Below are 23,077 nucleotides of genomic sequence, written 5' to 3'. Positions count from 1 at the left end.
AGGGCATTCAATCACGTGGGTCAAAATTCGATGAAAATTTTCAGCTCTAGTGGGTCAGTTCTGTGCGGACATCAACATTTCAGGCATTCACTGATACCGGGTTGTATCAGATCGACGGGCGAACGCCGAACTATCAAATGGTGCAAGCGATGTCGGGGCAATCCGTGAATGGTGGGCTGCACCTCGCGTACAACGACGCCGGGCGCGAGTATACGGCGACACTGCCGAACGTGAAGTTCACATTCAACGCGAATGCGGGGCCGATGTATGGCGTATATGCCTCGGGCGGGGTGGGGATTACGCTCTGGAGCGCCACGGTTAGCAGCGCGATTTGCACGTTGACCTTCGTTACCGAGCAACCGTGCGCGGTGTACCTGTTCTTGTTCGACAAGGTTCCGCCGTTGGCCGGCAATTTCGGCCTGCAGGTGTTCGATGGTTCAGGCGCGCTGGTTGCCGACTCTTCGAAACCGTTTCTCCGGGTGCTCGACGTGATTTACGAGGAGTACATGGTCGGGACGGGATGGACGGTCGGAATCGGAAGCGCGCTGGGGATCATCGGCTCGCAATATCTCGAAGTACTGCTGCGGCGTAACGCAAAGAAGCTGTTTGGGAGGGAGTGAATATGAGTAGCTACGACCCGGTCAAGTTGAAGGTCGAGCTGTCGCTCGACGAAGGGCGCAAGAACAGGATTTATGTCGACACAGTCGGCAAGGTGTCGGGCGGTATCGGTCGTAACCTGACTGACAAGGGGTTCCGCGACAACGAGATCGACCTCATGTATCAGAACGACGTCGCGGAAACCGAAGGGTGGCTCGATCGCAACCTGTCGTGGTGGCGATCGCTCGATCCGGTGCGTCAGCGCGTGATGATGAACATGGCGTTCAACATGCAGGGAAAGCTGCTGACGTTCATCAATACGCTGGCCGCGATCAAGCGCGGTGACTATGCCGCTGCCGCTGCCGGGATGCTTGACAGTCTGTGGGCGCGGCAGGTCGGCGCGCGCGCAACGCGGCTCGCTGAAATGATGCGGAGTGGCGTATGACCTGGCTCGATCCGCGTGTCTGGTTAGCCGTCCTCGCGGCGGTATTCATCGGCTCGGCGGCCGGCTACTTCAAAGGGCACGCCGATGGCGTGCACGTGACGACGGCGGCAGCCCAGAAAACGAAGATCGCCGCCGTCGAGGCCGCGCGCGCCGAAGAACAACGCCGCACCGCGGCTCAACAGGAGAACGCAGACCATGCTGCGAAAGAACGTGACCAAGCGCGCGTCGATGCTGCTGCCGCTGATGCTGCTGCTGACGGCCTGCGCAAGCAGCTTGCCATGCTCGTCGAGCGGGCCAGCCATTCCGCCGCTACGTCCGGAAGCGCGCCAGCCGGCGACCCCATCGGTGTGCTCGCCAACGTGCTCGGCAGCATTGACGATCGCGCGGGCGAGCTGGCAAAGATCGCTGATGAGCGAGGCATCGCCGGCCGGCAGTGCGAAGCCGATTACGACGCCCTGACGGTGGGGAGTTCCGTAAATCGGAATTGATCTGTAAACTTTTATATTACGAAGTGAAAGATACTAACTACCGCCCGAGACCATCAATGAAAAAAATCCTCGCAGCACTCGCCATTCCGCTCTTTCTCTCCTTGACCGCTTGTGGGGGCGGTGAGGGCAGCGGCTCCACCTCGTCAGGGCCCGCTATCAAGCTCACATACTCTGGTATGCCGCTGGTCACGACGCAGCGCACGCGAGCGATGGCGGCCGCGGCCGACGGTTCGAATTCCGCATCTGCGCCGGGTGCTCCGGCTCCTGATGTACAGCCGACAATCGCCGCATTGCAAGACGCGTTCAAGGCGCGTGGCGCTGACATCGCTGTATATCCTGGCGTAATCAACGGGTCGAAGCTTCACGACATCGTGATGAGCGAGAACAACGGAGTTGGACCCACAAGCGAAGAGATCGCGGCCTCCAACGTCAATATTTCGACGTGGACGCTGGTGAACTTCCAATTCGACGATATGCGGGACTATGTCGACACGCCCGAGAAGCAGGCGATGGCCGAACAATTCCGGCATGACATTAAAGCTTACAGGGACCGGGAGTACATGAAGGGCAACGTGGTATTCGTTCCGCTGCCCTTGGGAACGTGCCTGCCCAGCCGCGCAGATGCGCCGACGGCCGTGCAAGCCCTCAACGACATCGCGAAAACTGTCGGTGCGTTCAACTATGAGTCGACGGCTGTTCCGCCTGCCGCTGATCCGGTCCACATGGGTGCGGACTGCCAGTCTCCCGACGACGTCGCACGGCAGGCATATTTCGATCATGTCGTGGACTTCTTGCTCAACCACTACAACACCGCCCTCGATACGATCAACAAGTGCAAGTACAACCCGGAGGCCATTCCGGAGGACGGTCGTTCCGCTCAGTGTTGGGGTATCGATCCCGTGAAGAAGTAACGGCTGTTGAGAGCGTCGCAGATTCGTTACATCATCCCGGCGCGTCCCTTTTCCTTCCGGAGAAGGTAGCGCAGGTCCTGCAATTTCCCATTCCCGCCACCAAGCTGACCGCGATCCTCGACGTTCTTGTCGACGTAGTCGAACCACTCCTGAATCCGATCCAGCGATTTTCGAAGGGCAAAGATCTCGAGGATCAACCAGCGAACTTGAAGATCGGAGTACGCGTGCCACAGTCTGCGCAGCTCGGCATCGTTGGGGCGTCGAACTCCGGTACCCGATCTTCCCCCGGATGCGCAAACCTGACGATGAGAAACGGGCGGTCGTGATCCTGCGTCCGGACGACTGGGAGGAATGGCTGACGACGTCGAACGTAGAAGCCGCGCGCGCGATGCTGCAGCTCTATCCAGCGGACGAGATGGTCACCGAACCGGCGCAAGCGAGAATGTAAACGGGGCACAGGTGAAGCGTTCTTCGAAAGCCAACAGTCCCTAGTATCGCCGCCCGTAGCCTTCGCGATACAGCGTCGCGCCGATAGATGTCAGCAACGCAATATCCTCTTCCCCTAATGTATCCCACACGCCCGCCAGCCAACCAGCGAAGCCGGTACAAGCGTGGTCTAGATCGACCGCTGCCCGCCCTTCTGCATTCAACCGCTCGAAGATCGTGATTACGTCGTGGGGGGTCATGGCTTGCTCCGGTGATGATGGCGCCTTCGGACTGCCCCCTGGAATGCGCGTGCACCCGGAAGGAGGTGAGAGTGAAGGGGTAGATTCCTACTTGCGACAGTGCGGATCCTGGACCAGTGCGAGGCGGGCTAAAAGCTCGTCCACTTGGATTTCGAGGACCTTGTTTCGCATGGATTGCGTGCGGAGCTTGTTGAGCTTGATCCTCCAGTACGCCGGGTCGTTCACCGACGATTTGTTAATGAAGGCGTGTTGCGCTTGCTCGAGTAGTCCGATCGCTCGCCTAATATGCAGTAATTCGCGTTCCGCTTCGCAGTACCAGCTCATGTTTGCCGCCTTCTGATAGTTTTTATCTTGACTTGCTGCTTCGCGAGAGCCCTTGAGCTCGCTCAAAGAGGACGCACGAGCCGAACTCGAACCGTGCTGCTGCACGGCGCGACGAGTGTGGTGTAAGGGGCAAATGTCGTGCGCAGGCAGGGCGCGGCGCAGACTTGTGGGAAGGCGAGCGGTGAATCTACAATTGGGTGCTCGGATCAACCCATCATACGCGCATCGCTGGCCAGGCAACCGCTTTATTTCGTCCGCGGTGAGAGGCGGCCCGTCGTGATTCTGAAGCCCGGCGACTGTGAAGATCGGCTGCACACGACGAGCGTCGAGGCTGCGCGCGCGATGCTGCAACTCTATCCAGCTGAAAACATGTGTGCGGAGGCCGCGCAGAATGATCGCTCTTCGCGGTGACGTGGGCACATCAATCAAATATCACTGGACTTTGACTGAAATATGGTTCTCGACAACCTTGTAGATAGCCAAGCCGCCACTAAAGAGGGCTGCTATGACGATAAAAATGGCGGTCGCCATGCGTACGGTAGATTCAAGCTTCGATACCTTGCCCTCTAGCTTGTCCGTGGCGGTCTTAGCTGCATCGATCCTCAAGCCAATAGCTCGCTCTGCGCCGTCAAGTTTCAGATCGATGGCACGTTCGAGGGTGTCGAGCCTGGCAAGAAGTGCTTGCTGAGCGATGTCCATGCGGGCATCGATTCGCCCATGCTTCTCAGACAAATCGGCCAAACGACCGTCGACAGCATTCAGCTTGTCCCAAACGAAATGGGCGAAATCTGATTCGGTGGCGCCACCGGAGTCGGCGGTCGAGACGGATCCTGCGGCAGGCGCCGCATCGGACGATCCACTTTCGTAACGCCTTTGTTGTCTTGGCGACATAGTTATTCTGTGCGAGCTTTGATCCATTCCCACAGCGCACTAGGTGCTCGACCGGCGTAGCTTCCCAATGCGAGAACCAATCCGTTCCCAACGAACGGATCTCCCCGAATGCCGAATTGATCTGCAAGCTTGCCTGCTGGACCCTCGGCGTAGATCATCCATCTGTCAGGAGTAAGCTGGAAACGCAGTTCCGCCTCTGGGATGGCTGCTTCGAGCTTCGCTTTCACGTCCTCAGCCTTTGTGAGTGCCGTTACGAAAAAGATCTGCTTTGCCATGTCATTGAAGAGGAAACCAAATGTGGCCGAGACTATAACAGACTGCCCATGGCCAAGATGAAATTGCTCAAAGTATCCCACAGTCGGGAGAATTTTGACGTCTTACCAAATTATGGGGCCTGTAGCCCAAATTTCAATCGATCGAGCGGAAGGGAGGTCGCAAATTACGACGTCGGCATCCATCAACTCTGATGCTACGATTGATGCCCTTGGCGGATCTTCGGGCGTTTTGCTGGCGTGGGTTTCGGCGTAGTTTTTCTATCAGAGCTACGCTGTGCAAGGTGGATTCACTACTTCGAGGAAAACGAGTAATCGCCGTGGGCGCGCCGGCGCCCGTTTCTCGTCACCTGTTCCCTGGATCGTCGCCGGCAGAAGCGACGATCCCGATTCCCCCTTCGTCCGTTCCGTTTTCGGGTTCGTGACGGCGCTCGCGTTACGCCGCCTGAACGATCCGTCTCTCCCATGCCCATACCGTCGAAGATCGAAACCGAGCGTCTGACGCTGCGCCGCTGGCAGCCGGCGGATGCGGGCGCGTTTTCGGCGATGCATGCGGATCCTGATGTGACTGCGTGGCTCGCGCGCGGCCCGATGTCCGTTGACGAGGCGAGCGACGTCATTGCCCGCTTCAATGCGCATGTCGATGCACACGGTTTCGGCCCGTGGGCCGTCGAGCGCCGTGCCGACGCGATGCTGATCGGGGTGTGCGGCCTGTCGCACGAAGTGCGTGCAACGCATCCGATGGCGCCGTGCGTCGAGATCATGTGGCGGCAAGCTCGCCACGAATGGGGGCACGGCTACGCTGCCGAAGCGGCCGCTGCCGCATTGGCCGACGGGTTCGGCCGGATCGGGCTCGACGAGATCTTCGCGTGGACGGCCGACACCAACTTGCGATCGCAGCATGTGATGCAGCGGCTCGGCATGCAGCGTCGGCCCGCGCGCGATTTCGACCATCCAGCACTGCCGGAAGGGCACGCACTGCGTCGGCACGTCGTGTATGCCGCCCGCGCCGCCGGCCTGGCCGGCGCGTAACGGTTCAAGCGCGTTCGCCTGTCAGCGCCATGTGCCGTTCTGCAGCACGATCCGATAGCCGTCTGCATCCTCGAAGGTCTGGCCGGATATTTCCCAGTACGGATTGAACGACGTCACGGGCATGAAGCCATGTGCCGTGGCGCGCGCGCAGGCGGCTTCCCATTCGGGCCGATCGGGCAGGTAGAACACGATCAGGTCTTCGGGCGTCGGCGACGGCGCGATCGGATGGTCGGGGCAGTGCGTGAATTCGAAGTGATAGTCGAGGCCGTCGCGTCCGAGCATCACGCCGGAAAAGCCGTCGTGATCTTCAAAGCGCGCAAGAACGGACAAGTCGAGGGCGTCGCGATACATGCGCTCGGTTCGGGCGAGGTTGCTGACCGGGCGGGCAATACGCAGATGGGCGTGCAAGATGGCCTCGGGGGAGCGTGGCAGACCCGCCGATGATAATCCGGTCGATCGGGATTGTGGCGTGCCGGAATGCCTGGGCAGGCAACCGATGAAGGAGGGCGGTGGTATGGCCCCGCAAAGCGCGCAGGCAAGAAAAAGCCCGCTACATTGAGCGGGCTGAATCCATGTTTGGAGACATGGAGGAGACAGACGTAAATTTAAGGGAAAACCCGAGGCATGGCAAGCCCTAGTTGTATCAATACAACTTCCAGACTCTCCGCATTCACATGCCGCCGGCCCGCGCGTGCGCTGCAAACGCGCTGAACCGCTCCTGCGCGACAGGCAACGCGAACTTGTCGCGCATCTCCGTCTCGATCCATGCACAGGCCTCGCGTGCGCAGTCGGTCAGCACGTGCCGTGTCGTGTGCCCGTCGATGTCGTAGACGAAGCGCACGCCAACCTCGTCGTCGGCGACCTGTCGCTCGAGCTGGTTGAGCTGCAGTTGCGGCCCGTGTTGTTGCGACAGCGCGCGCAATTCGTCGAAGTGATATTCGAGCCAGTCGGCAAAGAACAGCGCGTCGCTGTGGCACGGCAGCCGGAAGGCCGCGCTGCGCGACGGGCGCGGCCCGGCTTCGCCGGCCGATGCGTGCGGCTCGCCGTCGGTGGCGATGGACGTGTCGACGGGCGCGAGCGGGTGCTGAATCCGGCGGTAGGGCTCGCGATCGCGCAACGCATGCCACAGCAATTCGTCGCCGGCGGCGCCGGACGGCTGCATCGTCAGGTCATGCAGGCCTTCGCCGGCCGGGGCGATGTCGCGGATCACGAGGCGCAGCGAGCAGAGCGGCTCGTCCGCGACCAGCAGCGTCGCCGCACGCGGCAGCCCGCACACGAGCGGTGCGGCGCCGGCGGCACGGAACACGAGCCCGCGGCGGTCGAGCCGCACGAGCGGCAGCGGCCGGGGAAACGACGGGTAGGCGACCGCGATGCGGGCGCCGTTGGCGCTCGTCAACCCGGGCATCATCGCGCGAAAGACCTGAGACTGGTCCACGTTGATTCTCCTTCGTTACGATGCCGCCCGGACTGAAACGCGCGTTCCGGATCAGGCGGCGATGGCTTGCCGGGCGGCCTGCCCCGGCTCGATTCCTAGTGCGGCAAACGTTTGCTGATCGATGTCGATCCAACACGCGACCACCAGGCGACCGTCTACGTGCTTCGGCGGGCCTGCGCGGTGCGCGTGTATGCCGATCCGGCGGAACAGCCGCTCCATGCTCGCGAACGTCACGCCGATCAACTGCCGCGCGCCAAGCTGCGCCGCGCATTCGACGACGGCCGCGAGCATCGGGCGCACGGCCCATTCGGCATTGCCCGGCCCGCCTTCGTCGTCGGTTGCCGCGAACCGGGACAGCTCCCAGACGGCGGCCGATTGCGGCAGCGGCATGTCTTCGGCGATCAGGTCGGCGAACAGCGACTTCAGCAGATACGGGCGCGTCGTCGGCAGCAGGCGCGCACATCCGCACATGTCGCCGCCGGCGTTTCGCGCGAACACGTAGACGGTATCGTCGCGATCGAACTGGTCGCGCTCAAAGCTTTCGTTCGCCGACGGGAGCGCCCATCCGAGCTGTTCGACGAACACACGGCGCCGATAGCGCCCGAGATCCGCTGCAAGTTCGTGTGGTAACCGCCCTTCCTCGTGAACGAAGGTCCGCATGGTGTCCTCGGATCTGTGCTTTTGTATGTATGCATTACATCGCGCAGCACGAGGGGGCTGTAACTGGTAACTCTTACAGGGTGGCGGTGGAGGGGGGGTGATCAGGACGTGGTAACGGTTTCTTGATCAATGGGATTGAAAACCGTCGCGCTTTTGCTTATAAAGAGCGCCAGCACTACGTAAATCATCAGAGGATTAAGTGCGCGGCCAGTTGTCACTGGAGCGTCGGACCGGCATGATAGGCGTCGTTGTGCCCGAGCAGGGCCGACGCGACCGCAGCGGGCCAGTCGATGCACGCGAGCCGTGCGGCGAGCGCGGCGGCCGTGCGGAACATGCCGATGTCGGTGCCCTTGGTGTCGACGGCCATGACGTTGCTGCGGACGTCGCCGCCCGCGATCACGAACATGCCCGTCGCGCGTTCGAGATACCAGTCCCAGCCGACCGTCACGTAAGCGACGCCGGCACTGGCCGGGCGATGCCATTCGGTATAGCCGGCGAGGCGTGCGTCGATTGCGTTGTCGCGCAATTCCGCAAGCAGCGATGCGTCGAGGCCGCTTGCGACATGGTCGAGTGCAAGCACGGCCAGTGCGCCTTCTGACAGGCGTACGTAGCCGTCCGGGGACGGGCCGGAGACCGGGTGCAGCAAAGGTGAAGTCATGCGCGGAATGTATCAGCGTCGAACGGGTGCTGGAACCTGACAAGTATGACAGCGTGACGTTGTCGGAGAATGAATGGAACTGCGCTGGCAGGATGCCTATCAACAATTCAGCGCCGCGGAAGACGAGCAACAGCTCTTCCAGCGGATTGCCGCCTATTCCAAACGGCTGGGATTCGAATACTGCTGCTACGGCATTCGTGTGCCGTTGCCCGTATCGAAGCCGTCGGTCGCGATCTTCAACACCTATCCCGATGGCTGGATGGCGCACTACCAGGCGCAGAACTACATCGAGATCGATTCGACGGTTCGCGACGGCGCGCACAGCACCAACATGATCGTCTGGCCGGACGTCGACCGGATCGAACCGTGCCCGCTGTGGCAGGATGCGCGTGATTTCGGGCTGTCGGTGGGCGTCGCGCAGTCGAGCTGGGCGGCCCGCGGTGCGTTCGGTCTGCTGAGCATCGCACGCCATGCCGACCCGCTGACGCCGGCCGAAATCAACATGCTGACGCTGCAGACGAACTGGCTCGCGAACCTGTCGCACTCGCTGATGAGTCGCTTCATGGTGCCGAAGCTGTCGCCGGCGGCGGGCGTTACGCTGACCTCGCGCGAGCGCGAGGTGCTGTGCTGGACGGCCGAGGGCAAGACCGCGTGCGAAATCGGCCAGATCCTCAGCATCTCGGAGCGGACGGTCAACTTCCACGTGAACAACATCCTCGAGAAGCTGGGCGCGACGAACAAGGTCCAGGCGGTCGTCAAGGCAATCTCGGCCGGGCTGATCGAGGCTCCCTGACGGGAAAGGCGGCCGGGCACGGGCGGCAGCGCGCAACGCGGCTGCCGTCAGGCCGCTCACTCCATCATCGGCTCCGCTTCCTTCGCGGTCCAGCTCACGCTGGAAATGCTCTTCTCCATGCTCATCCGGCTCGCGATCTGCTCGAGCTTCTGCTGATCCTTCGGATGCAGCTTCAGCGTCGCGGTCACCTTCAGGCGGTCCGGCTGGTCGGGCACGTCCTCGCTCGTGAGGCTCTGGAACGACAGCGGCTTCGCATACATCGCGTTCGACAGCAGCGTGCGGATGTGCACTTCGTCGGAGGCGAGGCAGATCACGGTGATCTGGTATTCGCGCACGAGATCGGCGTTCGATACCGGCGTCGCGTTGATTGCCTGGCTGACGCTGCGCAACAGCGTATTGGTGAGCAGCACGACGCCGGTGCCGGCGAGCGCCGGCACGTAATGACCGGAACCCGACAGTACGCCGACGGCGGCCGAGCACCAGAGTGTCGCGGCCGTGTTGATGCCCTGGATCGAGCCCTTGTCGCGCATGATCACGCCGCCGCCGAGGAAGCCGACGCCCGACACGACGTAGGCGGCGATCTGCGTGACGCCGGCGACGCCGTTGCCGGTCAGCACGCCGAGCGTGACGAACAGGCACGCGCCGCTCGCGACGAGCGTGATCGTGCGCAGGCCGGCCGTGCGCTGGCGCATCTGGCGTTCGATGCCGATGGCGACGCCGCAGGCGAACGCGGTGAAAAGACGGAGTGCGAAATCGAAAGTCATGGTTGTCCTGCCGTGCAAGGAGCGCGTGCCGTCTCGCGTCGCGGCGGCGCAAGGCCGCAGGCGACGCGAAGATAGCCGTCATCGCGCGGTACTGTACCGCGCGAATGCGTCATTCAGTGTGAAACGGGAGGCGTGCGGCTCGCGGAACGCGAGCCGGGCAGGAGAACTGCGTCGGACAGGCGTTCAGGCGGCAAGCGGCGCACGCAACGGAGTGCTGCAACTGTCCACGATGGTTCCTGAAGGAAGAATGGGCGGCATTCTAGTGGGCGGCGAGCGCATGCGTCAACCGCCTCGCGGCGGTTGCGCTACTGCGCCGAGCCGATCGTCCCCGTCGCAAGCGCGAGCGCGGCAGCAGCCGACAGTGCGCCGGCATAGCTGTCGACCTCCGCGTTGCGGGCGGCGAGCAACTGGCTTTGCGCGATCGTCGCATCGGTGACCGAACCGACGCCGTTCCGGTAGGCGGTCAGCGCCGCGTCGTAGCTCGTTTGTGCGGCATCGACGAGCGCCTTCGCGGCGTCGTGCGACGCAAGGCTCGTCTGCACCGCGTTCTGCGCGGCAACGACCTGACGGACCGCTTCCTCCTTGGTGCGGGTGAGCCGCGCGGACGCGCTTTCCGCATCGTTGCGCGCCTGCATCAGCACGGCCGAGCGCAGGCCGCCGTCGTACAGCGGAATCGTCACGCCGAGGAACACGCCGCCGCCGTAGCGGCTGCCGTTCAGGTTGACGGTCGGCGCCTGGTCGCCGATCGCGGGCAGCGCGGAGATGGACGTGCCGCCGCTCGCGTACGACGTCGACGCGGACAGGAAGATCTTCGGCATGAACGCGGCTTCCGCGGCCTTGATCTTCGCGCGATTGGCCTTTTCGAGCGCGAACGCGCCCTGCAGGTCGGGGCGGCGCGCGATCGCGTCCGACACGATTGCGTCGACCGACGAGCCGAGCGCGGGCGGCAGCGGCCGCTTCGGCAGCGCGGCGATGGTCGGCTTCGACAGCGGCGAGATGCCGAGCGCGGAGACAAGGGCGAGGTAGCTGTCGCTCTCCGTGCCGTTCGCCTGCACGAACGCGAGGTTTGCCTGCGCGCGGTTCTGCGTCGCCTGCGCGAGCTCGACGACCGTGCCGACGCCGTGCTTGAGCCGCGCGCGGGAGGCCGCGAGGATCGCGTCCGCGTTCGCGAAGCCCTGCTGGGCGCTGAGCGCGCGCGAGCGTGCTGCTTCGTAGCGGTAGTACGCGACGGTTACGTCGTGGATCACCTGCTGGTGTACGGCCGTGAACGCGACGTTCGATGCGATCGACGCCTGTTCGGCCGCTTCGACGCGCGCCGCGCGGCCGCCGAAATCGAACAGCAGCCATTGCAGCGACAGCGCCGAAATGGTGCCGTGCACGGTGGAGTTGCTCGACGAGTCGCCGAGGATCGACGACGTCGAGCCGTGGTTTGCCTGGTACCCGCCCATGGCCGTCGCGGACAGCTTCGGCAGGTAGGCGGTCTTGGCCAGGCCGACCGCGAGCGCCGCGTTGCGTGCGTCGTTCCACGCGATGCGGGTCAGCGGGTTCGCCGATTCGGCCAGATCGATCAGCTCGGGCAGCGTGTACGCATGCGCGGCATCGAGCGCGGCGGGTGGCGAAACCGACGCGAGTGCCGGCGATGCGGGCAGCGTGTAGTCGTGCGAACCTTGCGCGGACGCGCGCGGCGGGCCCGGCACGATGTCGCCTGCAGCGGACGTTTGCGGCTGCCACGGGCGGTCGGACGCCTCCGGCGCCAGATCGATCGACGACGTCGCGCAGCCGGCCAGCGCGACGGCAGTCGCGAGGGCGGCGGCGGCGATCGAGGCGGCCGGCGGTTCAGGTAGGCGCATGGGGGGCGGGCTCCTTCGGTGTGGCTTGACGGGCGGCGTCGGCGATGTGCGCGAGCCGCGTGTCGATCAGGTTCAGCAGCGCATCACGCGCGGGGTCGGTGGGGGCGGTGCCCGGCGGGGCGGCTGGCGGCGCGGGCGAATCGGTATCGGGCGCGGCTTCATCGTCGCGCGGTTCGGTCACGCGGGCGAGCTGCGCGCCGATCACCGTGTCGCCGGGCTTGCGTTCGGCGAGCAGGAACAGCGGGCCTTCGAGTGCGCCGAGTTCTGCGAGCGCGCGCCGTCGCGTGGCGAGCCACGTGGCAGCCGGCCGCACCCACGACGGTTCGTAGTGGACCAGCCCGAGCTCCTGCGCGATCGCACCGTGGCGGGCGAACGCTTCGGCCGCGAGCGTGCGCCGCTCGGCCGGCTGGGCGATTTGCACGAGGCGCCGCCACTGGTCGAGCAGCGCCGCGAGCCCGACGTCGATCTGCTTGCCGATGCTGACGGGCCAGATGCGCGTGAACACGAGATACACGACGACGTTGCCGAGCAGGATGCCGATCGTGCGATCGCGCGCGATCGTCAGGTCGAAGCCGGGGCCGGCGCCCTGGATCACGCACAGGAAAAACGCGAACGCGATCTGGAAGCCGGCATATGCGATGCGCGGCGAGCCGAATGCGACCCACGCGGCGAGCCACCCGCCGGCGAACACCAGCGCCATCAGGTGGCCGACCGACGACAGTGACGGCACGACGAATACGAGCGCCGCAGTGCCGAGCAACGCACCGACGATGCAGCCGAGGATCCGCAGCGTGAGCTTCTCGACCGTCTCGGCCGTCGAGCCGAGCGACACGATGTAGCAGGTGACGACGCACGTATGGATGCCCGACCAGTCAAGCTGCGAATACAGCAGGTAGCAGAAGATCGCCGCGGCGGTGGTCTTCAGCGCGTAGCGGATGTGATCGGGATTGGTGCGCGCGTCGGGCAGGAAGAAGCCGCCGCGCGGCGCGGGGGGCGGGGCGGATTCGGGGGTGGTTGCCGAAGCCGACGAAGCCGACGAACCGACATCGACCGTTACGCCCGGTTCCGCGAAATGCGTGATCGCCGCATGGACATCCGTCGCAACGACGCGCGCGAGCGGCGGCAGCGTGTCGGTTGGCGGCATTGCGAGGGTCACGTCGACCGGGTAGCCACCTTGTTCGAGGATGTCGGCCATCTCGTCGAGCGTCGCGGCGATGGGTGTGGCGTACGCATCCGGCAGCAGCGCGCCCGGTTCGCGATCCGCCAGCGCGACGCCGACCAGCAGCGCGGTGCTCGATGCCACGGCCTGCCGCAATGCAGCAAAGTCGGCGGCGGACGACGAGCCTTCGAGTTTCGACAGCTTGAGCCACGTGAGCAGCTGTTTGTCGCCTTCGTGCAGGCTGGCATTGAATGCGTCGCGCGCCGCGTCGTCACCGCGCAATCGCTGCGCGGCAAGCCGCAGGCGCTTCGCGAGTTGCGCGTGCGCGAGCTTGCGCGGCGACGGCGCGATCAGCAGGTTGACGACGATCGCGACACCGACCGGGATCGCGATCGTCAGCCAGATGTACAGCAGCGCGCGTGTCGCGGCTTCGCCGAACGGCGCGAGGCCGAGCTGGTCGAGCCCGAAGCCGACGATCATCGCGAGGATCGCACCGACCGGGCGCAGCTTGCTGGCCGACGTCAGGTACAGGAGACCGACCGACAGCACGGCCATGCACGAGACCCGCAGGATCGAATAGTCGATGCTGAAGATCGCGACGCCGAGCACGAGCCCGATCACGATCGTGACGATCACCAGCAGCGCGGCCGCGAGCACCACGCTCGTCACGCGGTCGGCACGGATCATGAAGAACACGACGTACGCGGACAGCGCGGCCTCGGGCGTGCCGTAGGCGGCCGTCACGAGCGCGGTCAGCGCACAGATCAGCGCGACCCGCACGGCAATCGACATGCGCCCCGGAAACGGCGCGAGCAGTCGCAGGACTTCGCGCGGGCCCGGCGAGCGAACCTCAGCGGCAGGCAGTGCCATGCCGGACCTCGACGATCGCGCTGGCGCCGACGCGCACGAGCTTGCCGTCGGGTTCGTCGAGCTTCACGCGCACCGGGAAGCGCTGCGCGACGTGCACCCAGTTCACCGAGTTCTGCACGATCGGCAGCGTGCGCGGCAGGTTGATGCGGGCGCTGTCGGCAATGCCCGCGCCGACGCCGACGACCTTGCCCGTCAGCGGGCGGCTGCGGTCGATCATCGAATAGACGGTCGCGCAGTCGCCGACCTCGATACGGCTCAGCGACGTCTCGCGGAAGTTGCCGACGGCGAACCATTCGCTTGCGTCGATCAGCGTGAAGATCGACTGGTTCGGCGCAAGGGTTTCGCCGGCGAGTACGCTCAGGCCCGTCACGAGGCCGTCGTGCGGCGCGCGTACGACGGTGTCTTCGAGCGCATGCTGCGCTCGGGCCAGCGCGGCCTCGCGCGCATGCAGCGTCGCGATCGCGTCGGCCTCGTCGCCGATCGTCTGCGCGGACGCGCGCTGCTGTTCCTGTGCCTGCGTGAGCGACACGGCCGCGTCGCGCTGGCGGACCTTCGCCTGGTCGAACTGTTGCGCGCTGACGTAGCCCTGCGCGGCGAGTGGTGCGAGCCGGTTCACGTCGCGCGTCGCAAGGTCGTGGTTCTGCGTCGCGCGCTTGACCTGCTCGGCGGCCACGGCCGCGTTCGAGCGCTCGCCGATCAGCGACCGGCGGCGCGTGTCGAGCGATGCGCGCGCGAGTTCGAGGTCGGCCTGCGCCTGCGCAACCGTCAGCCGGTACGGCACCGGATCGATGACGTACAGGAGGTCGCCCTTCGCGACGCGCTGGTTTTCATGTACCGCGAGCTGCACGATGCGGCCGCCTACCGGCGACGCGACGTGCACGACGTCCGCGTCGATCGACGCGTCGTCGGTGGACGGGTAGGCCGTCGTGCGGTAGTACGCGTACACGAGTGCCGCGATGCCGAGCGCGACGATCGCCAGGGCGATCACGCGGCCTTTGACGGAGGGACGGGCAGTGCCGGCGGCCTTCATGCGAACGGCCCCGTGCCGGTAAGCCAGACGATCACGGCGACCACGAGCCCGATCGCGGTGCAGACGGCAAGCTGGTAGGGCACCGTGGCGGCCCAGCCGGTCGCGACGAATACGCGGTGCGCGATGATCGCGCCGATGACGCCGACGATCGCGCTGACGAGCCAAAGCGGGAAATACGCGCCGAACAGGACGTACGACGGTGCGCCGCGCGATGCGCAGCCCGCGAGCGGCAGGGCTGGCGCCAGGACGGCGGCGACGCGCAGGGGCGCGCGCGGCGTTGTTTTTCTCATGGTGTGACGAGCTCGACGTTGGGGGTGGATGCCGGGCGCGGCGCAATGCGGATCGTCGCCGCGACGACGATTCCGGGATACGGAGCCGATAATAAATCAGCGCGATGCGGACCGCCAGCCACCCGCCCCGTGCACTCGGGGGGGGGGTGCCGGTCGGGGGGCGCGTCCACCCGTCCGGCATCGCGTTTCTGCAATGGTGGCCGGACCGTCGCGATTCTGCCAGCGCAACCTCGCGTAGGGTTGCTAACGGACCGTAAAGGATCGTCAGACGAACGAAGGGTGGCTGATTTGCCGTGTCGACAGGGCGGAATCGGTGCGGAAACGGTTGATTGCCGCTCGAGCGTACGGGAATTGGGTCGGTTCGGCAGGTCGGGGGGCCGATATTGACGAATATGCAGACCGGATTGCGTGCGAAGCGCGGCAGCGCGTCGCGATCGGCGCCGCAGATCTGCGGCGGGCGTTCGGTCAGAGGCGTTTGCTCGTTTGCATGTCTGCGAGGGCGACGACGCGTAGTGCCATTTGTTTTGCATGGCGGTGCGCGGTGCGTTCGGGCAAGACGCGGACCTTTGCATCGATCATCCGGCAGGCCGTCTCCACGTGACTCATCTAGAGGTGCAAACGCAGCGTGCGCTGCATGTCGGTCGCGAGGGGCTTCAAGAGAGCGTCAACGGCGCTCGCTTCTGGCAGGCCGATGCAGCGGCGGTCGACCGTCGCGACGAGCGGCGTCGAGGCCCGGCCGGCGACCGGTCGTCACAGCCGCGATCTGTGTACCATCGTACGTATGGCGCGACGCGCGGCACGAAGCCTCACGGCCTCGTGCGACACGCGGCGCGGAAGCGGTAAGGCGGTATCGCAACGAAGGTGAGCGTTCCATGCGAAGTTTCTTTGTCCGGTTCATTGCAATCGGCATGCTGTTCCATCTGTACGTCGGGATACGGATCATTCCCGATGCGTTTGCGTCGCCGGCCGCGCGCACGATCGCGGCGCTCGTGCTGGCGAGCTTCGTCGTGCTGATCCCGGTCGGGATGTTCTCGCGCCGCTTCGACGAAGGCTGGGCCGCGACGCTGGCCGGCTGGGCCGGCTCGCTCGTGATGGGCTTCTTCTCGTCGCTGCTTCTGCTGACGTTCCTCCGCGAATTCGTGCTGCTCGGCGCGGTCGGATGGCGGCATCTCGGTCACGACGGCGCGTGGCCCGGCGCGGCGACCGATACGGCGATTGGCGTGCTGGCCGGCGCGGTGTTCGTCACCGTGATCGGATTCGTCGGCGCGCGCCGCACCGCGGCGGTCAAGCGCGTGTCGATCCCGGTCGCGGGGCTGCCGGCCGGGCTCGACGGGCTGACGATCGTGCAACTGTCCGACATCCACGTCGGGCCGACGATCAAGCGGCCCTATGTCGAACGGATCGTGCGTGCGGTCAACGCGCTCGATGCCGACCTCGTCGTCGTGACGGGCGACGTGGTCGACGGCTCGGTCAAGCGCCTGCGCGAGCACACGGCGCCGCTCGGCCGCATGCAGTCGCGGCACGGCAGCTTCCTGGTGACGGGCAACCACGAGTATTACGCGGGCGCGCATGCGTGGATCGACGAATTCCGGCGCATCGGGCTGACGGTGCTGCTCAACGAACACGTACTGATCGAGCATGACGGTGCGCACGCGGTGCTCGCGGGCGTCACCGATTTCACGGCGGGCGGGTTCGATCCCGACCATCGCAGCGACCCCGTGCAGGCGCTCGTGGGTGCGCCGCGCGAGGTCGGCACGAAGATCCTGCTCGCGCACCAGCCGCGCAGCGCGGAAGCGGCGAATCGCGCCGGTTTTACCGTGCAGTTGTCGGGGCATACGCACGGCGGCCAGTTCCTGCCGTGGCCGCCGTTCGTGCGGCTGCAGCAGCCGGTGATCGGCGGGCTGAGCCGCATCGGCGACCTGTGGCTCTACACGAGCCGCGGCACCGGATACTGGGGGCCGCCGAACCGCTTCGGCGTGCCGTCCGAGATCACGCTGATCCGGCTGACGCGAGGCGGCTAGCGCCCGTTCCCACGTTGGGACACGTTCATTCGTGGGGCCGGTGCAAGCCATTCATCAGCGGGCACCGGCCCTGGCCCGCGGCCGTCACTCGATGCGCGCGATGTCGTCGAAGTCGAAGCGCGGGCTGCGCGGGAACAGGCCGGCCGGATCGCCGTAGCCCAGATTCACGAGGAAGTTGCTCCTGATCGCGGTGCCCGCGAAGAACGCGGCATCGACCTTCGCGCCGTCGAAGCCGGACATCGGGCCCGCGTCGAGGCCGAGTGCGCGCGCGGCCAGGATCAGGTATGCGCCCTGCAGCGACGAATTGCGGAATGCGGTGGCCTCGATCAGCGCATCGTTGCCGGCGAACCAGCTACGTGCGTCGGCGTGCGGGAACAGGCGCGGCAGGTGTTCGTGGAATGCCATGTCCATGCCGACGATCACGGTGACCGGCGCGGCCATCGTCTTCGCGAGATTGCCTGCGGACAGTGCGGGCTTGAGGCGCGCCTTCGCTTCGGGCGACTTGACGAACACGAAGCGCCCGGGGCTCGCATTGGCCGACGTCGGGCCGAATTTCGTCAGGTCGATCAGCCGGTGCAGCAGCGCGTCGTCGACGGGTTTGTCCTGCCACGCGTTGTGCGTGCGCGCGGTGAGAAACAGTTGATCGAGGGCGGAGTCGGACAGCGTTGTCATGAGGGGTGGGATCCGGAAGGAAAGCGGCCGCGGCGAGCCGGCCGGCAGGGCGGGAGAATGCGGCGCACTCGGGCAGGGGCGCCGCGACACGCCGCGATGATAGCGTGTGCGCGAACGCGCATCGTGGGGCGCGGTGCGCGGTGGTTTCCATTCATCCGCGAATGACAGCGCATGGCTGTGTGCGACGCCGTTGGCTAGTATGCAGGCATGCACCGTTCGCTCCGTTCATCGCCCGTTCCTTTCGACATGTCGACGCCCGATCTCTTCGCTGACACGCCCGCGCCCGACGTGGACTGGTACCCGGACTGGCTGGCGCCGTCCGATGCCGATCGCGCACTGGCCGCGCTGATCGACGAGGTCGCGTGGCGGCAGGACACGATCCGCACGCCGCGCGGACGCATTCCGTTGCCGCGGCTCACCGCATGGCAGGGCGAGCCGGATGCCGTCTATGTGTATTCGGGGATCCGCAACGTACCGGAGCCGTGGACGCCGGCAGTACTCGACCTGAAGCGCGCGGTCGAGGCGACCTGCGGCGTGCGTTTCAACAGCGTGCTGCTCAATCGCTACCGCAACGGGCAGGACAGCCTCGGCTGGCACGCGGACAACGAGCCCGAGCTTGGCGATGCGCCGGTGATCGCATCGGTGAGCCTCGGTGCGATGCGCGTGTTCGACCTTCGGCATCGCGCGACCGGTGTCACGCATGCGTATCGCCTCGTGCATGGCAGCCTGCTCGTGATGCGCGGGCGCACGCAGGCCGAATGGCAGCATCGCGTGCCGAAGGCGCCGGGCGTGCAGGGCGAGCGCGTGAACCTGACGTTCCGCCGCGTGATGCCGGCCGGCACGGGCCGGTAACCACCCTCGTCATAGAGGTGCCGGGATCGCCGGGCGATTCGCGCCCCGTTTTTTGCGATTCACGGGCAACCGATGCGGGCAAGCGGTCGTGTGTGCGGCACGTTGCCGCATCGGCGCTGAGCCGTGCGCGCTGAAATGGCGCTGAGGCCCGTGGCATATGGGTTTCAGGTAAATTCGATCGACCGCCCGGTTCCGATAGATGAGTGAAACCTCTGATGGTGCGTCGCAACAATCTTTGACTAGACTGTCGAATGGCAGAAACGCGTCGCATCCCGGCGCGATCCTTTCGACATGCCCCAAGCGTCGCCGATGCGGTGCGCAAGGGGGCAGGAGCAAAACGCGTGACCGTATTCGACCCTTCCTTCGAACCCTCGCTGCACGTCTTTGAACAAGACGGCGGATGGCAATGGGCGCTGACGGTGAAGCGGGCGACCGGCGTCGGCGTGAAAGTCGTCGCGTTCAGCCGGGAAGGCTTTCGCGGCGAAGCCGAGGCTTACGCCGCCGGCCAGCTTGCCCGCGCCGAGTATGACGACGCCGTGACGGCCTGACGCCGTCGCGGCGATCCCGCCTGAGGATCGTCTTCACTATTCACCGCCCGCGGCCGGGTGGTTCGTTCCCGATCGCTTTCAGTTTTCCGCTCGCCCGTCGCGCGATAGCGCGTGCGGCGCTCCTGCGCGCCGGCTCGTCCGCGCTCGCCGCGCCAAATGGTCCGTACCATTCGACACGCGTGTGCCATACGCCACGCTTAACGTCCTTGCACGGCGTCCGTCGCGTCGGCGATGCGGCTTCGCGCCGCGGTTTGAACGCCGGACGCCGGACGACGACCCATCGACAAGAATGCAGGTCATGTGCGACGACAGAACCGACTACAACCGCCATGCGCGCGGCGGATCGCGCACGGCGCGGGCGCCGGAACGGGGATTCACGCTGATCGAGGTGTTGATCGCGCTCGCGATCGTCGCCGTGGCGCTGGGCGCCGTGATGCGCGCGATCGGCGCGCTCGCGTCGGATACCGACATGGCGCGCATGCGCCTGCTTGCGTTATGGAGCGCCGACAACGCGCTCGGCGAGATCCGCATCGCATCGACCTGGCCGTCCGTCGGCACGAACACGTTCGCGTGCCCGCAGGGCCGCTACCGGTTCGTGTGCCGCCAGTCGGTGGCCGCGCTGCCGAGCCCGCTCGTGCGTCGCGTGACGGTGAGCGTGTATCCGTCCGCGTCGAGCCGCAACGTGCTCGCTGAAGTCGTCACGGTGATCCAGAATGAAGCGCGTCGCTGACCCGCGCGTGGCGGTGCGTGCCCGCGCCCGCGGCTTCACGCTGATCGAGATGCTGGTCGCGATCACGCTGCTCGCCGTGATCGCGCTGCTGTCGTGGCGCGGCCTCGATGCGACGATCCGCGGCCGCGACGATATCGCGTCGAATCTGGCGCAAACGCGTCTGCTCGGCCGCTACTTCTCCCAACTGCAGTTCGACCTGACGAACCTCGTCACGCCCGACGAAGTGTTCGGGCCGCCGCTGCGCATCCGCCCGGGCGAACTCGTGATGGTGCGCCATCTCGGAGTGGGGAGCGGACCGACGCAGATGCAGGTCGTGCGCTACCAGCTCAAGGGGCGCGAACTCGTGCGCAGCGCGTCGCAGCCGCTCGCGTCGCTTGCCGAGGTCGACGACGCGCTGCATCACATGGATGCGTTCGCGCGTGTGGTGGTCAGCAATGATGCGCGCTCGATGCAGCTTTCCGTGTGGATTCCACCCGGCGGATGGACGACGAGCCAGGCCGACATCGAACAGTCCTACGCGCAGTTTCTCGCGCAGCACGGCATCAGCAACTCGACGTCGATCGGCGTACCGGTGCCGCGCGGGGTTCGCTTCGCGGTCACGATGGGCGCGCCGGCGGTCGAATACGTGCGGACGATCCCGATCGGCCAGTGAGTGTGCGATGCCGTCTGGTGCACGCGGCCACGCCCCGAAAGCCGTTCCGTCCCCCGGGCAAAATGGTCCGTAACTTTCGTCATACGTCTGTTATTGGCCGTCCGTTAGTCTCGTCACGAGCATGACCGACGCAACCGGTTCCATCGACCGGCTCAGCGGCGGCATCGGCAAACGGGAAGGGGGCGAACGTGACGGTCGAGCACCGGCATGATGCACACGCGCTCGCGTCGGGACACGACGCGCGCGGGCAATGGCAGTCGGCGGCGATTCTGGGCCGCGCACAGCAGTGGCATGGCGCCGGTCGCTTCGACGACGCGGCACGGGACTATCTCGCGGTGCTCGCGAAGGAGCCCGATCATCCGCAGGCGCTGCATCTGTACGGCGTGCTGCAATTCCAGTGCGGCGCGGCCGATCAGGCCGAAGCGCTGCTGCGCCAGTCGATCGCGATCGCGCCGGACGTGCGCGCGCTGTCGGATCTCGGCGCGATCGTCGGCGAGCGCGGCCGCATCGACGAGGCGCTCAGCCATTTCGCGAACGCGCTGCGCGCGGCGCCCGACGACGTGCAGACGCTCGTGCGCCACGGCAACACGTTGCTTGGCCTGCGCCGCTACGACGACGCGCTTGTGTCGTTCGACCGTGCGCTCGCGGTGTCGCCGCTCGTGCTCGACGCGCTCTGCAATCGCGGCGGCGCGCTGCGCGCGCTCGGCCGCCTCGACGACGCGCTCGACACCTACGACCGCGCGCTGATGGTCGATCCGCATTCGTTCGAATCCTGGTTCAACCGCGGCCTCGTGCTGCGCGAGTTGCGGCGCGCGGCCGATGCGCTGCATTGCTTCGATCGCGCGAACGCGATCCGGCCGGGCATCGCCGCGATCATGGCCGAGCGCGGCCGCACGCTCGCCGAGCTCGACCGTCTGAACGAAGCGCTTGCCGCCTTCAACGACACGCTCGCGGCCGATCCCGCGCGGCTCGACGCGCTTTGCGACAGCGCGGCCGTACTCGAACGGCTGGGCCGTGCGGACGAGGCGCTCGCGCGTTGCGAACGCGTGCTCGCGGTGGAGCCGAATCATGTCCGCGCACTCGCAAGCCGCGGCAATGCGCTGCTGCAACTCGAGCGCCACGACGATGCGCTCGACAGCTACGAGCGGGTGCTTGCGATCGATCCGCGTTCGGCCGACACGCTGTGCAATCGCGGCACCGTGCTGCGCGACCTGCAGCGCTTCGATGCGGCGCTCGCGAGCTACGATGCCGCGCTCGCGCTCGACGCGCATTTCGCCGAAGCGTGGACGAACCGCGGCGACGTGTTGCGGGACCTGCACCGCTACGACGAAGCGGTCGCGTCGCTCGATCGTGCGCTTGCGCTGAGCCCCGATGTTGCGACGAACTGGCTGGCCCGCGGCAACCTGCTTGCCGAGACGGGGAAGGTGGATGAAGCATTCACCGCCTACGATCGCGCGCTCGCGCTGCAACCCGACTTCGCCGCCGCACACTGCGCGCGTGCCGCGCTGCACCTGACGGAAGGCGATTTTGCGCACGGCTGGCGCGGGTACGAATGGCGGCTGCGCGATACGCAGCTCGCGCAGCATGCGCGGCCGTTCACGCAGCCGGTGTGGCACGGCGACGAACCGCTCGACGGCAAGACGATCCTGATCCATGCGGAACCGGGCATCGACGACACGCTGCAGTTCTGCCGCTATGTCCCGCTCGTCGCGGCGCGCGGCGCACGCGTGGTGCTCGAGGTGCCGCCGTCGTTGCGCGCGCTGATGGCGTCGCTCACCGGCGCGGCCCATGTGATCGCGCGTGGCGAGCCGCTTCCCGCCTTCGACTGCCATGTGCCGCTGCCGAGCCTGCCGCATGCGTTTCGCACCGACGCGGACACCATTCCGCACACAGCCGCGTACCTGCATGCGGACCCGCAGCGCACGCGCCAGTGGGACACGCTGCTCGGCGAACGGCGCAGGCTGCGCGTCGGACTCGCGTGGGCGGGCGATCCGGCACGACGGGATGACGCCGGCCGGTTGATCGATCTCGCGCGACTCGCGCCGCTGCTCGATCTCGACGTCGACTGGATCAGCCTGCAGAAGCCGGTGCATGAGCGCGACGCCGCGTGGCTGGCGGATGCGCCGGTATGCCGTGTCGACGACGAACTCGGCGATTTCGCGGACAGGGCCGCGTTGATCGGCGCGCTGGATCTCGTGATCGCGGCCGATTCCGCGGTCGCGCATCTGGCGGGTGCGCTGGGCGCGCGCGTCTGGGTGCTGCTGCCCGACCCGCCGGCCTGGCGCTGGATGCGCACGCGCAACGACAGCCCGTGGTATCCGTCCGCGCGGCTGTTTCGCCAGCCGGCACCCGGCAACTGGACCGATGCGATCGACGCGGTGCGTGCCGCGCTCGAACCGATGACACGTTAGACACGACACGCGATACGAACAGCGATCAGTGGGGGC

Annotated in this window: 26 protein-coding genes and 2 pseudogenes; 13 read left to right on the top strand and 15 right to left on the bottom strand. The window is 66.1% G+C overall.

Annotation, left to right across the window (positions count from 1 at the left end; all coding sequences use genetic code 11):
* Positions 1-137: 137 nt before the first annotated feature.
* The 4 genes and pseudogenes from BCO18175_RS32095 to BCO18175_RS32075 all read left to right on the top strand — a co-directional run.
* Positions 138-530: pseudogene (locus tag BCO18175_RS32095) on the top strand (hypothetical protein); the annotation flags it as partial.
* A gap of 92 nt (positions 531-622) precedes the next feature.
* Positions 623-1,042 (top strand): glycoside hydrolase family protein, encoded by a 420-nt coding sequence (locus tag BCO18175_RS32085; protein WP_174986854.1) that lies wholly within the window; start codon positions 623-625, stop codon positions 1,040-1,042.
* Entirely contained in the window at positions 1,039-1,530 is a 492-nt protein-coding gene (locus tag BCO18175_RS32080) for a DUF2514 family protein (protein WP_174986852.1), read from the top strand. The genes BCO18175_RS32085 and BCO18175_RS32080 overlap by 4 nt, the downstream gene beginning before the upstream one ends.
* A gap of 56 nt (positions 1,531-1,586) precedes the next feature.
* Entirely contained in the window at positions 1,587-2,441 is an 855-nt protein-coding gene (locus BCO18175_RS32075; protein WP_174986850.1) for a hypothetical protein, read from the top strand.
* A gap of 26 nt (positions 2,442-2,467) precedes the next feature.
* Here the strand turns inward: BCO18175_RS32075 and BCO18175_RS40695 are convergent, their stop codons facing one another.
* Positions 2,468-2,638, bottom strand: coding sequence for a hypothetical protein (locus BCO18175_RS40695; RefSeq protein ID WP_254608204.1), 171 nt, complete (start codon positions 2,636-2,638; stop codon positions 2,468-2,470).
* A 77-nt stretch (positions 2,639-2,715) separates the two neighbouring features.
* Here BCO18175_RS40695 and BCO18175_RS32065 point away from each other — a divergent pair.
* Positions 2,716-2,889, top strand: a pseudogene (locus BCO18175_RS32065) (SOS response-associated peptidase family protein); the annotation flags it as partial.
* 40 nt (positions 2,890-2,929) lie between these two features.
* On the opposite strand, the gene BCO18175_RS32060 reads toward BCO18175_RS32065, so the two are convergent.
* From BCO18175_RS32060 to BCO18175_RS32045, 4 genes are all read right to left on the bottom strand, one after another.
* On the bottom strand, positions 2,930-3,127 hold the full coding sequence (locus BCO18175_RS32060; RefSeq protein WP_012328164.1) for a hypothetical protein: 198 nt from the start codon (positions 3,125-3,127) through the stop codon (positions 2,930-2,932).
* Between the two features lie 87 nt (positions 3,128-3,214).
* Positions 3,215-3,517, bottom strand: a complete 303-nt coding sequence (locus BCO18175_RS32055) for a hypothetical protein (RefSeq protein ID WP_254608203.1) — start codon at positions 3,515-3,517, stop codon at positions 3,215-3,217.
* Between the two features lie 366 nt (positions 3,518-3,883).
* A complete protein-coding gene (locus BCO18175_RS32050; RefSeq protein ID WP_164462689.1) occupies positions 3,884-4,342 on the bottom strand; it encodes a hypothetical protein in 459 nt (152 codons plus the stop codon).
* Between the two features lie 2 nt (positions 4,343-4,344).
* A complete protein-coding gene (locus tag BCO18175_RS32045; protein ID WP_122947494.1) occupies positions 4,345-4,617 on the bottom strand; it encodes a hypothetical protein in 273 nt (90 codons plus the stop codon).
* Positions 4,618-5,079: 462 nt separating this feature from the next.
* Here BCO18175_RS32045 and BCO18175_RS32040 point away from each other — a divergent pair, with 462 nt between their 5' ends.
* Positions 5,080-5,646: a GNAT family N-acetyltransferase gene (locus BCO18175_RS32040; RefSeq protein WP_174986848.1), complete on the top strand. Its 567-nt coding sequence runs from the start codon at positions 5,080-5,082 to the stop codon at positions 5,644-5,646.
* Positions 5,647-5,667: 21 nt separating this feature from the next.
* On the opposite strand, the gene BCO18175_RS32035 is transcribed toward BCO18175_RS32040, so the two are convergent.
* From BCO18175_RS32035 to BCO18175_RS32020, 4 genes are all read right to left on the bottom strand, one after another.
* Positions 5,668-6,054: a VOC family protein gene (locus BCO18175_RS32035; RefSeq protein WP_021162343.1), complete on the bottom strand. Its 387-nt coding sequence runs from the start codon at positions 6,052-6,054 to the stop codon at positions 5,668-5,670.
* Between the two features lie 262 nt (positions 6,055-6,316).
* Positions 6,317-7,081 carry a hypothetical protein gene (locus BCO18175_RS32030; protein WP_174986846.1) on the bottom strand — a complete coding sequence of 255 codons (765 nt, stop codon included), beginning with the start codon at positions 7,079-7,081 and terminating at the stop codon, positions 6,317-6,319.
* 51 nt (positions 7,082-7,132) lie between these two features.
* Positions 7,133-7,741: an acyl-homoserine-lactone synthase gene (locus BCO18175_RS32025; RefSeq protein ID WP_174911627.1), complete on the bottom strand. Its 609-nt coding sequence runs from the start codon at positions 7,739-7,741 to the stop codon at positions 7,133-7,135.
* A gap of 214 nt (positions 7,742-7,955) precedes the next feature.
* Entirely contained in the window at positions 7,956-8,399 is a 444-nt protein-coding gene (locus BCO18175_RS32020) for a DUF4902 domain-containing protein (RefSeq protein ID WP_174986844.1), read from the bottom strand.
* A 73-nt stretch (positions 8,400-8,472) separates the two neighbouring features.
* Between BCO18175_RS32020 and BCO18175_RS32015 the strand changes: the two genes are divergently transcribed.
* Positions 8,473-9,192: an autoinducer binding domain-containing protein gene (locus BCO18175_RS32015; protein WP_174968828.1), complete on the top strand. Its 720-nt coding sequence runs from the start codon at positions 8,473-8,475 to the stop codon at positions 9,190-9,192.
* 56 nt (positions 9,193-9,248) lie between these two features.
* On the opposite strand, the gene BCO18175_RS32010 is transcribed toward BCO18175_RS32015, so the two are convergent.
* From BCO18175_RS32010 to BCO18175_RS31990, 5 genes are all read right to left on the bottom strand, one after another.
* Positions 9,249-9,956, bottom strand: coding sequence for an MgtC/SapB family protein (locus BCO18175_RS32010; protein ID WP_174911619.1), 708 nt, complete (start codon positions 9,954-9,956; stop codon positions 9,249-9,251).
* A 305-nt stretch (positions 9,957-10,261) separates the two neighbouring features.
* A complete protein-coding gene (locus tag BCO18175_RS32005; RefSeq protein ID WP_174986842.1) occupies positions 10,262-11,806 on the bottom strand; it encodes a TolC family protein in 1,545 nt (514 codons plus the stop codon).
* Positions 11,793-13,835 carry an FUSC family protein gene (locus BCO18175_RS32000; protein ID WP_174986840.1) on the bottom strand — a complete coding sequence of 681 codons (2,043 nt, stop codon included), beginning with the start codon at positions 13,833-13,835 and terminating at the stop codon, positions 11,793-11,795. Before BCO18175_RS32000 ends, BCO18175_RS32005 begins: the two co-directional genes overlap by 14 nt.
* On the bottom strand, positions 13,816-14,865 hold the full coding sequence (mdtN, locus tag BCO18175_RS31995) for a multidrug transporter subunit MdtN (protein WP_174911609.1): 1,050 nt from the start codon (positions 14,863-14,865) through the stop codon (positions 13,816-13,818). Before mdtN ends, BCO18175_RS32000 begins: the two co-directional genes overlap by 20 nt.
* A complete protein-coding gene (locus BCO18175_RS31990; RefSeq protein WP_174911606.1) occupies positions 14,862-15,155 on the bottom strand; it encodes a hypothetical protein in 294 nt (97 codons plus the stop codon). The genes mdtN and BCO18175_RS31990 overlap by 4 nt, the downstream gene beginning before the upstream one ends.
* An 872-nt stretch (positions 15,156-16,027) precedes the next feature.
* Between BCO18175_RS31990 and BCO18175_RS31985 the strand changes: the two genes are divergently transcribed.
* On the top strand, positions 16,028-17,176 hold the full coding sequence (locus tag BCO18175_RS31985; protein WP_174986838.1) for a metallophosphoesterase: 1,149 nt from the start codon (positions 16,028-16,030) through the stop codon (positions 17,174-17,176).
* A gap of 84 nt (positions 17,177-17,260) precedes the next feature.
* Here the strand turns inward: BCO18175_RS31985 and BCO18175_RS31980 are convergent, their stop codons facing one another.
* Positions 17,261-17,848, bottom strand: coding sequence for a malonic semialdehyde reductase (locus BCO18175_RS31980; protein WP_174986836.1), 588 nt, complete (start codon positions 17,846-17,848; stop codon positions 17,261-17,263).
* Between the two features lie 246 nt (positions 17,849-18,094).
* On the opposite strand from BCO18175_RS31980, the gene BCO18175_RS31975 reads away from it, so the two are divergent.
* From BCO18175_RS31975 to BCO18175_RS31955, 5 genes are all read left to right on the top strand, one after another.
* Positions 18,095-18,700 carry an alpha-ketoglutarate-dependent dioxygenase AlkB family protein gene (locus BCO18175_RS31975; RefSeq protein WP_254608202.1) on the top strand — a complete coding sequence of 202 codons (606 nt, stop codon included), beginning with the start codon at positions 18,095-18,097 and terminating at the stop codon, positions 18,698-18,700.
* A 341-nt stretch (positions 18,701-19,041) separates the two neighbouring features.
* Positions 19,042-19,248: a hypothetical protein gene (locus BCO18175_RS31970; RefSeq protein ID WP_174911594.1), complete on the top strand. Its 207-nt coding sequence runs from the start codon at positions 19,042-19,044 to the stop codon at positions 19,246-19,248.
* A gap of 298 nt (positions 19,249-19,546) precedes the next feature.
* Positions 19,547-19,978, top strand: a complete 432-nt coding sequence (gspI, locus tag BCO18175_RS31965; RefSeq protein ID WP_043179123.1) for a type II secretion system minor pseudopilin GspI — start codon at positions 19,547-19,549, stop codon at positions 19,976-19,978.
* Entirely contained in the window at positions 19,962-20,630 is a 669-nt protein-coding gene (locus BCO18175_RS31960) for a PulJ/GspJ family protein (protein ID WP_174986833.1), read from the top strand. Before gspI ends, BCO18175_RS31960 begins: the two co-directional genes overlap by 17 nt.
* Before the next feature lie 188 nt (positions 20,631-20,818).
* A complete protein-coding gene (locus BCO18175_RS31955; RefSeq protein WP_174986831.1) occupies positions 20,819-23,041 on the top strand; it encodes a tetratricopeptide repeat protein in 2,223 nt (740 codons plus the stop codon).
* The last annotated feature ends 36 nt before the right edge of the window (positions 23,042-23,077 follow it).

Source organism: Burkholderia lata, from assembly GCF_902499335.1.
Taxonomy (GTDB): domain Bacteria; phylum Pseudomonadota; class Gammaproteobacteria; order Burkholderiales; family Burkholderiaceae; genus Burkholderia; species Burkholderia lata_B.
The sequence above is the reverse complement of the archived record's forward strand: the minus strand, read 5'-3'. Positions and strand labels throughout refer to the sequence as shown.

Excerpts from the sequence above, each read along its gene's own strand:
- BCO18175_RS32085 (WP_174986854.1), top strand. The coding sequence starts at position 623 with ATGAGTAGCTACGACCCGGTCAAGTTGAAGGTCGAGCTGTCGCTCGAC.
- BCO18175_RS32080 (WP_174986852.1), top strand. The coding sequence starts at position 1,039 with ATGACCTGGCTCGATCCGCGTGTCTGGTTAGCCGTCCTCGCGGCGGTA.
- BCO18175_RS32075 (WP_174986850.1), top strand. The coding sequence starts at position 1,587 with ATGAAAAAAATCCTCGCAGCACTCGCCATTCCGCTCTTTCTCTCCTTG.
- BCO18175_RS32060 (WP_012328164.1), bottom strand. The coding sequence starts at position 3,127 with ATGACCCCCCACGACGTAATCACGATCTTCGAGCGGTTGAATGCAGAA.
- BCO18175_RS32050 (WP_164462689.1), bottom strand. The coding sequence starts at position 4,342 with ATGTCGCCAAGACAACAAAGGCGTTACGAAAGTGGATCGTCCGATGCG.
- BCO18175_RS32045 (WP_122947494.1), bottom strand. The coding sequence starts at position 4,617 with ATGGCAAAGCAGATCTTTTTCGTAACGGCACTCACAAAGGCTGAGGAC.
- BCO18175_RS32040 (WP_174986848.1), top strand. The coding sequence starts at position 5,080 with ATGCCCATACCGTCGAAGATCGAAACCGAGCGTCTGACGCTGCGCCGC.
- BCO18175_RS32025 (WP_174911627.1), bottom strand. The coding sequence starts at position 7,741 with ATGCGGACCTTCGTTCACGAGGAAGGGCGGTTACCACACGAACTTGCA.
- BCO18175_RS32020 (WP_174986844.1), bottom strand. The coding sequence starts at position 8,399 with ATGACTTCACCTTTGCTGCACCCGGTCTCCGGCCCGTCCCCGGACGGC.
- BCO18175_RS32015 (WP_174968828.1), top strand. The coding sequence starts at position 8,473 with ATGGAACTGCGCTGGCAGGATGCCTATCAACAATTCAGCGCCGCGGAA.
- BCO18175_RS32010 (WP_174911619.1), bottom strand. The coding sequence starts at position 9,956 with ATGACTTTCGATTTCGCACTCCGTCTTTTCACCGCGTTCGCCTGCGGC.
- BCO18175_RS32005 (WP_174986842.1), bottom strand. The coding sequence starts at position 11,806 with ATGCGCCTACCTGAACCGCCGGCCGCCTCGATCGCCGCCGCCGCCCTC.
- BCO18175_RS32000 (WP_174986840.1), bottom strand. The coding sequence starts at position 13,835 with ATGGCACTGCCTGCCGCTGAGGTTCGCTCGCCGGGCCCGCGCGAAGTC.
- mdtN (WP_174911609.1), bottom strand. The coding sequence starts at position 14,865 with ATGAAGGCCGCCGGCACTGCCCGTCCCTCCGTCAAAGGCCGCGTGATC.
- BCO18175_RS31990 (WP_174911606.1), bottom strand. The coding sequence starts at position 15,155 with ATGAGAAAAACAACGCCGCGCGCGCCCCTGCGCGTCGCCGCCGTCCTG.
- BCO18175_RS31985 (WP_174986838.1), top strand. The coding sequence starts at position 16,028 with ATGCGAAGTTTCTTTGTCCGGTTCATTGCAATCGGCATGCTGTTCCAT.
- BCO18175_RS31980 (WP_174986836.1), bottom strand. The coding sequence starts at position 17,848 with ATGACAACGCTGTCCGACTCCGCCCTCGATCAACTGTTTCTCACCGCG.
- BCO18175_RS31975 (WP_254608202.1), top strand. The coding sequence starts at position 18,095 with ATGTCGACGCCCGATCTCTTCGCTGACACGCCCGCGCCCGACGTGGAC.
- gspI (WP_043179123.1), top strand. The coding sequence starts at position 19,547 with ATGTGCGACGACAGAACCGACTACAACCGCCATGCGCGCGGCGGATCG.
- BCO18175_RS31960 (WP_174986833.1), top strand. The coding sequence starts at position 19,962 with ATGAAGCGCGTCGCTGACCCGCGCGTGGCGGTGCGTGCCCGCGCCCGC.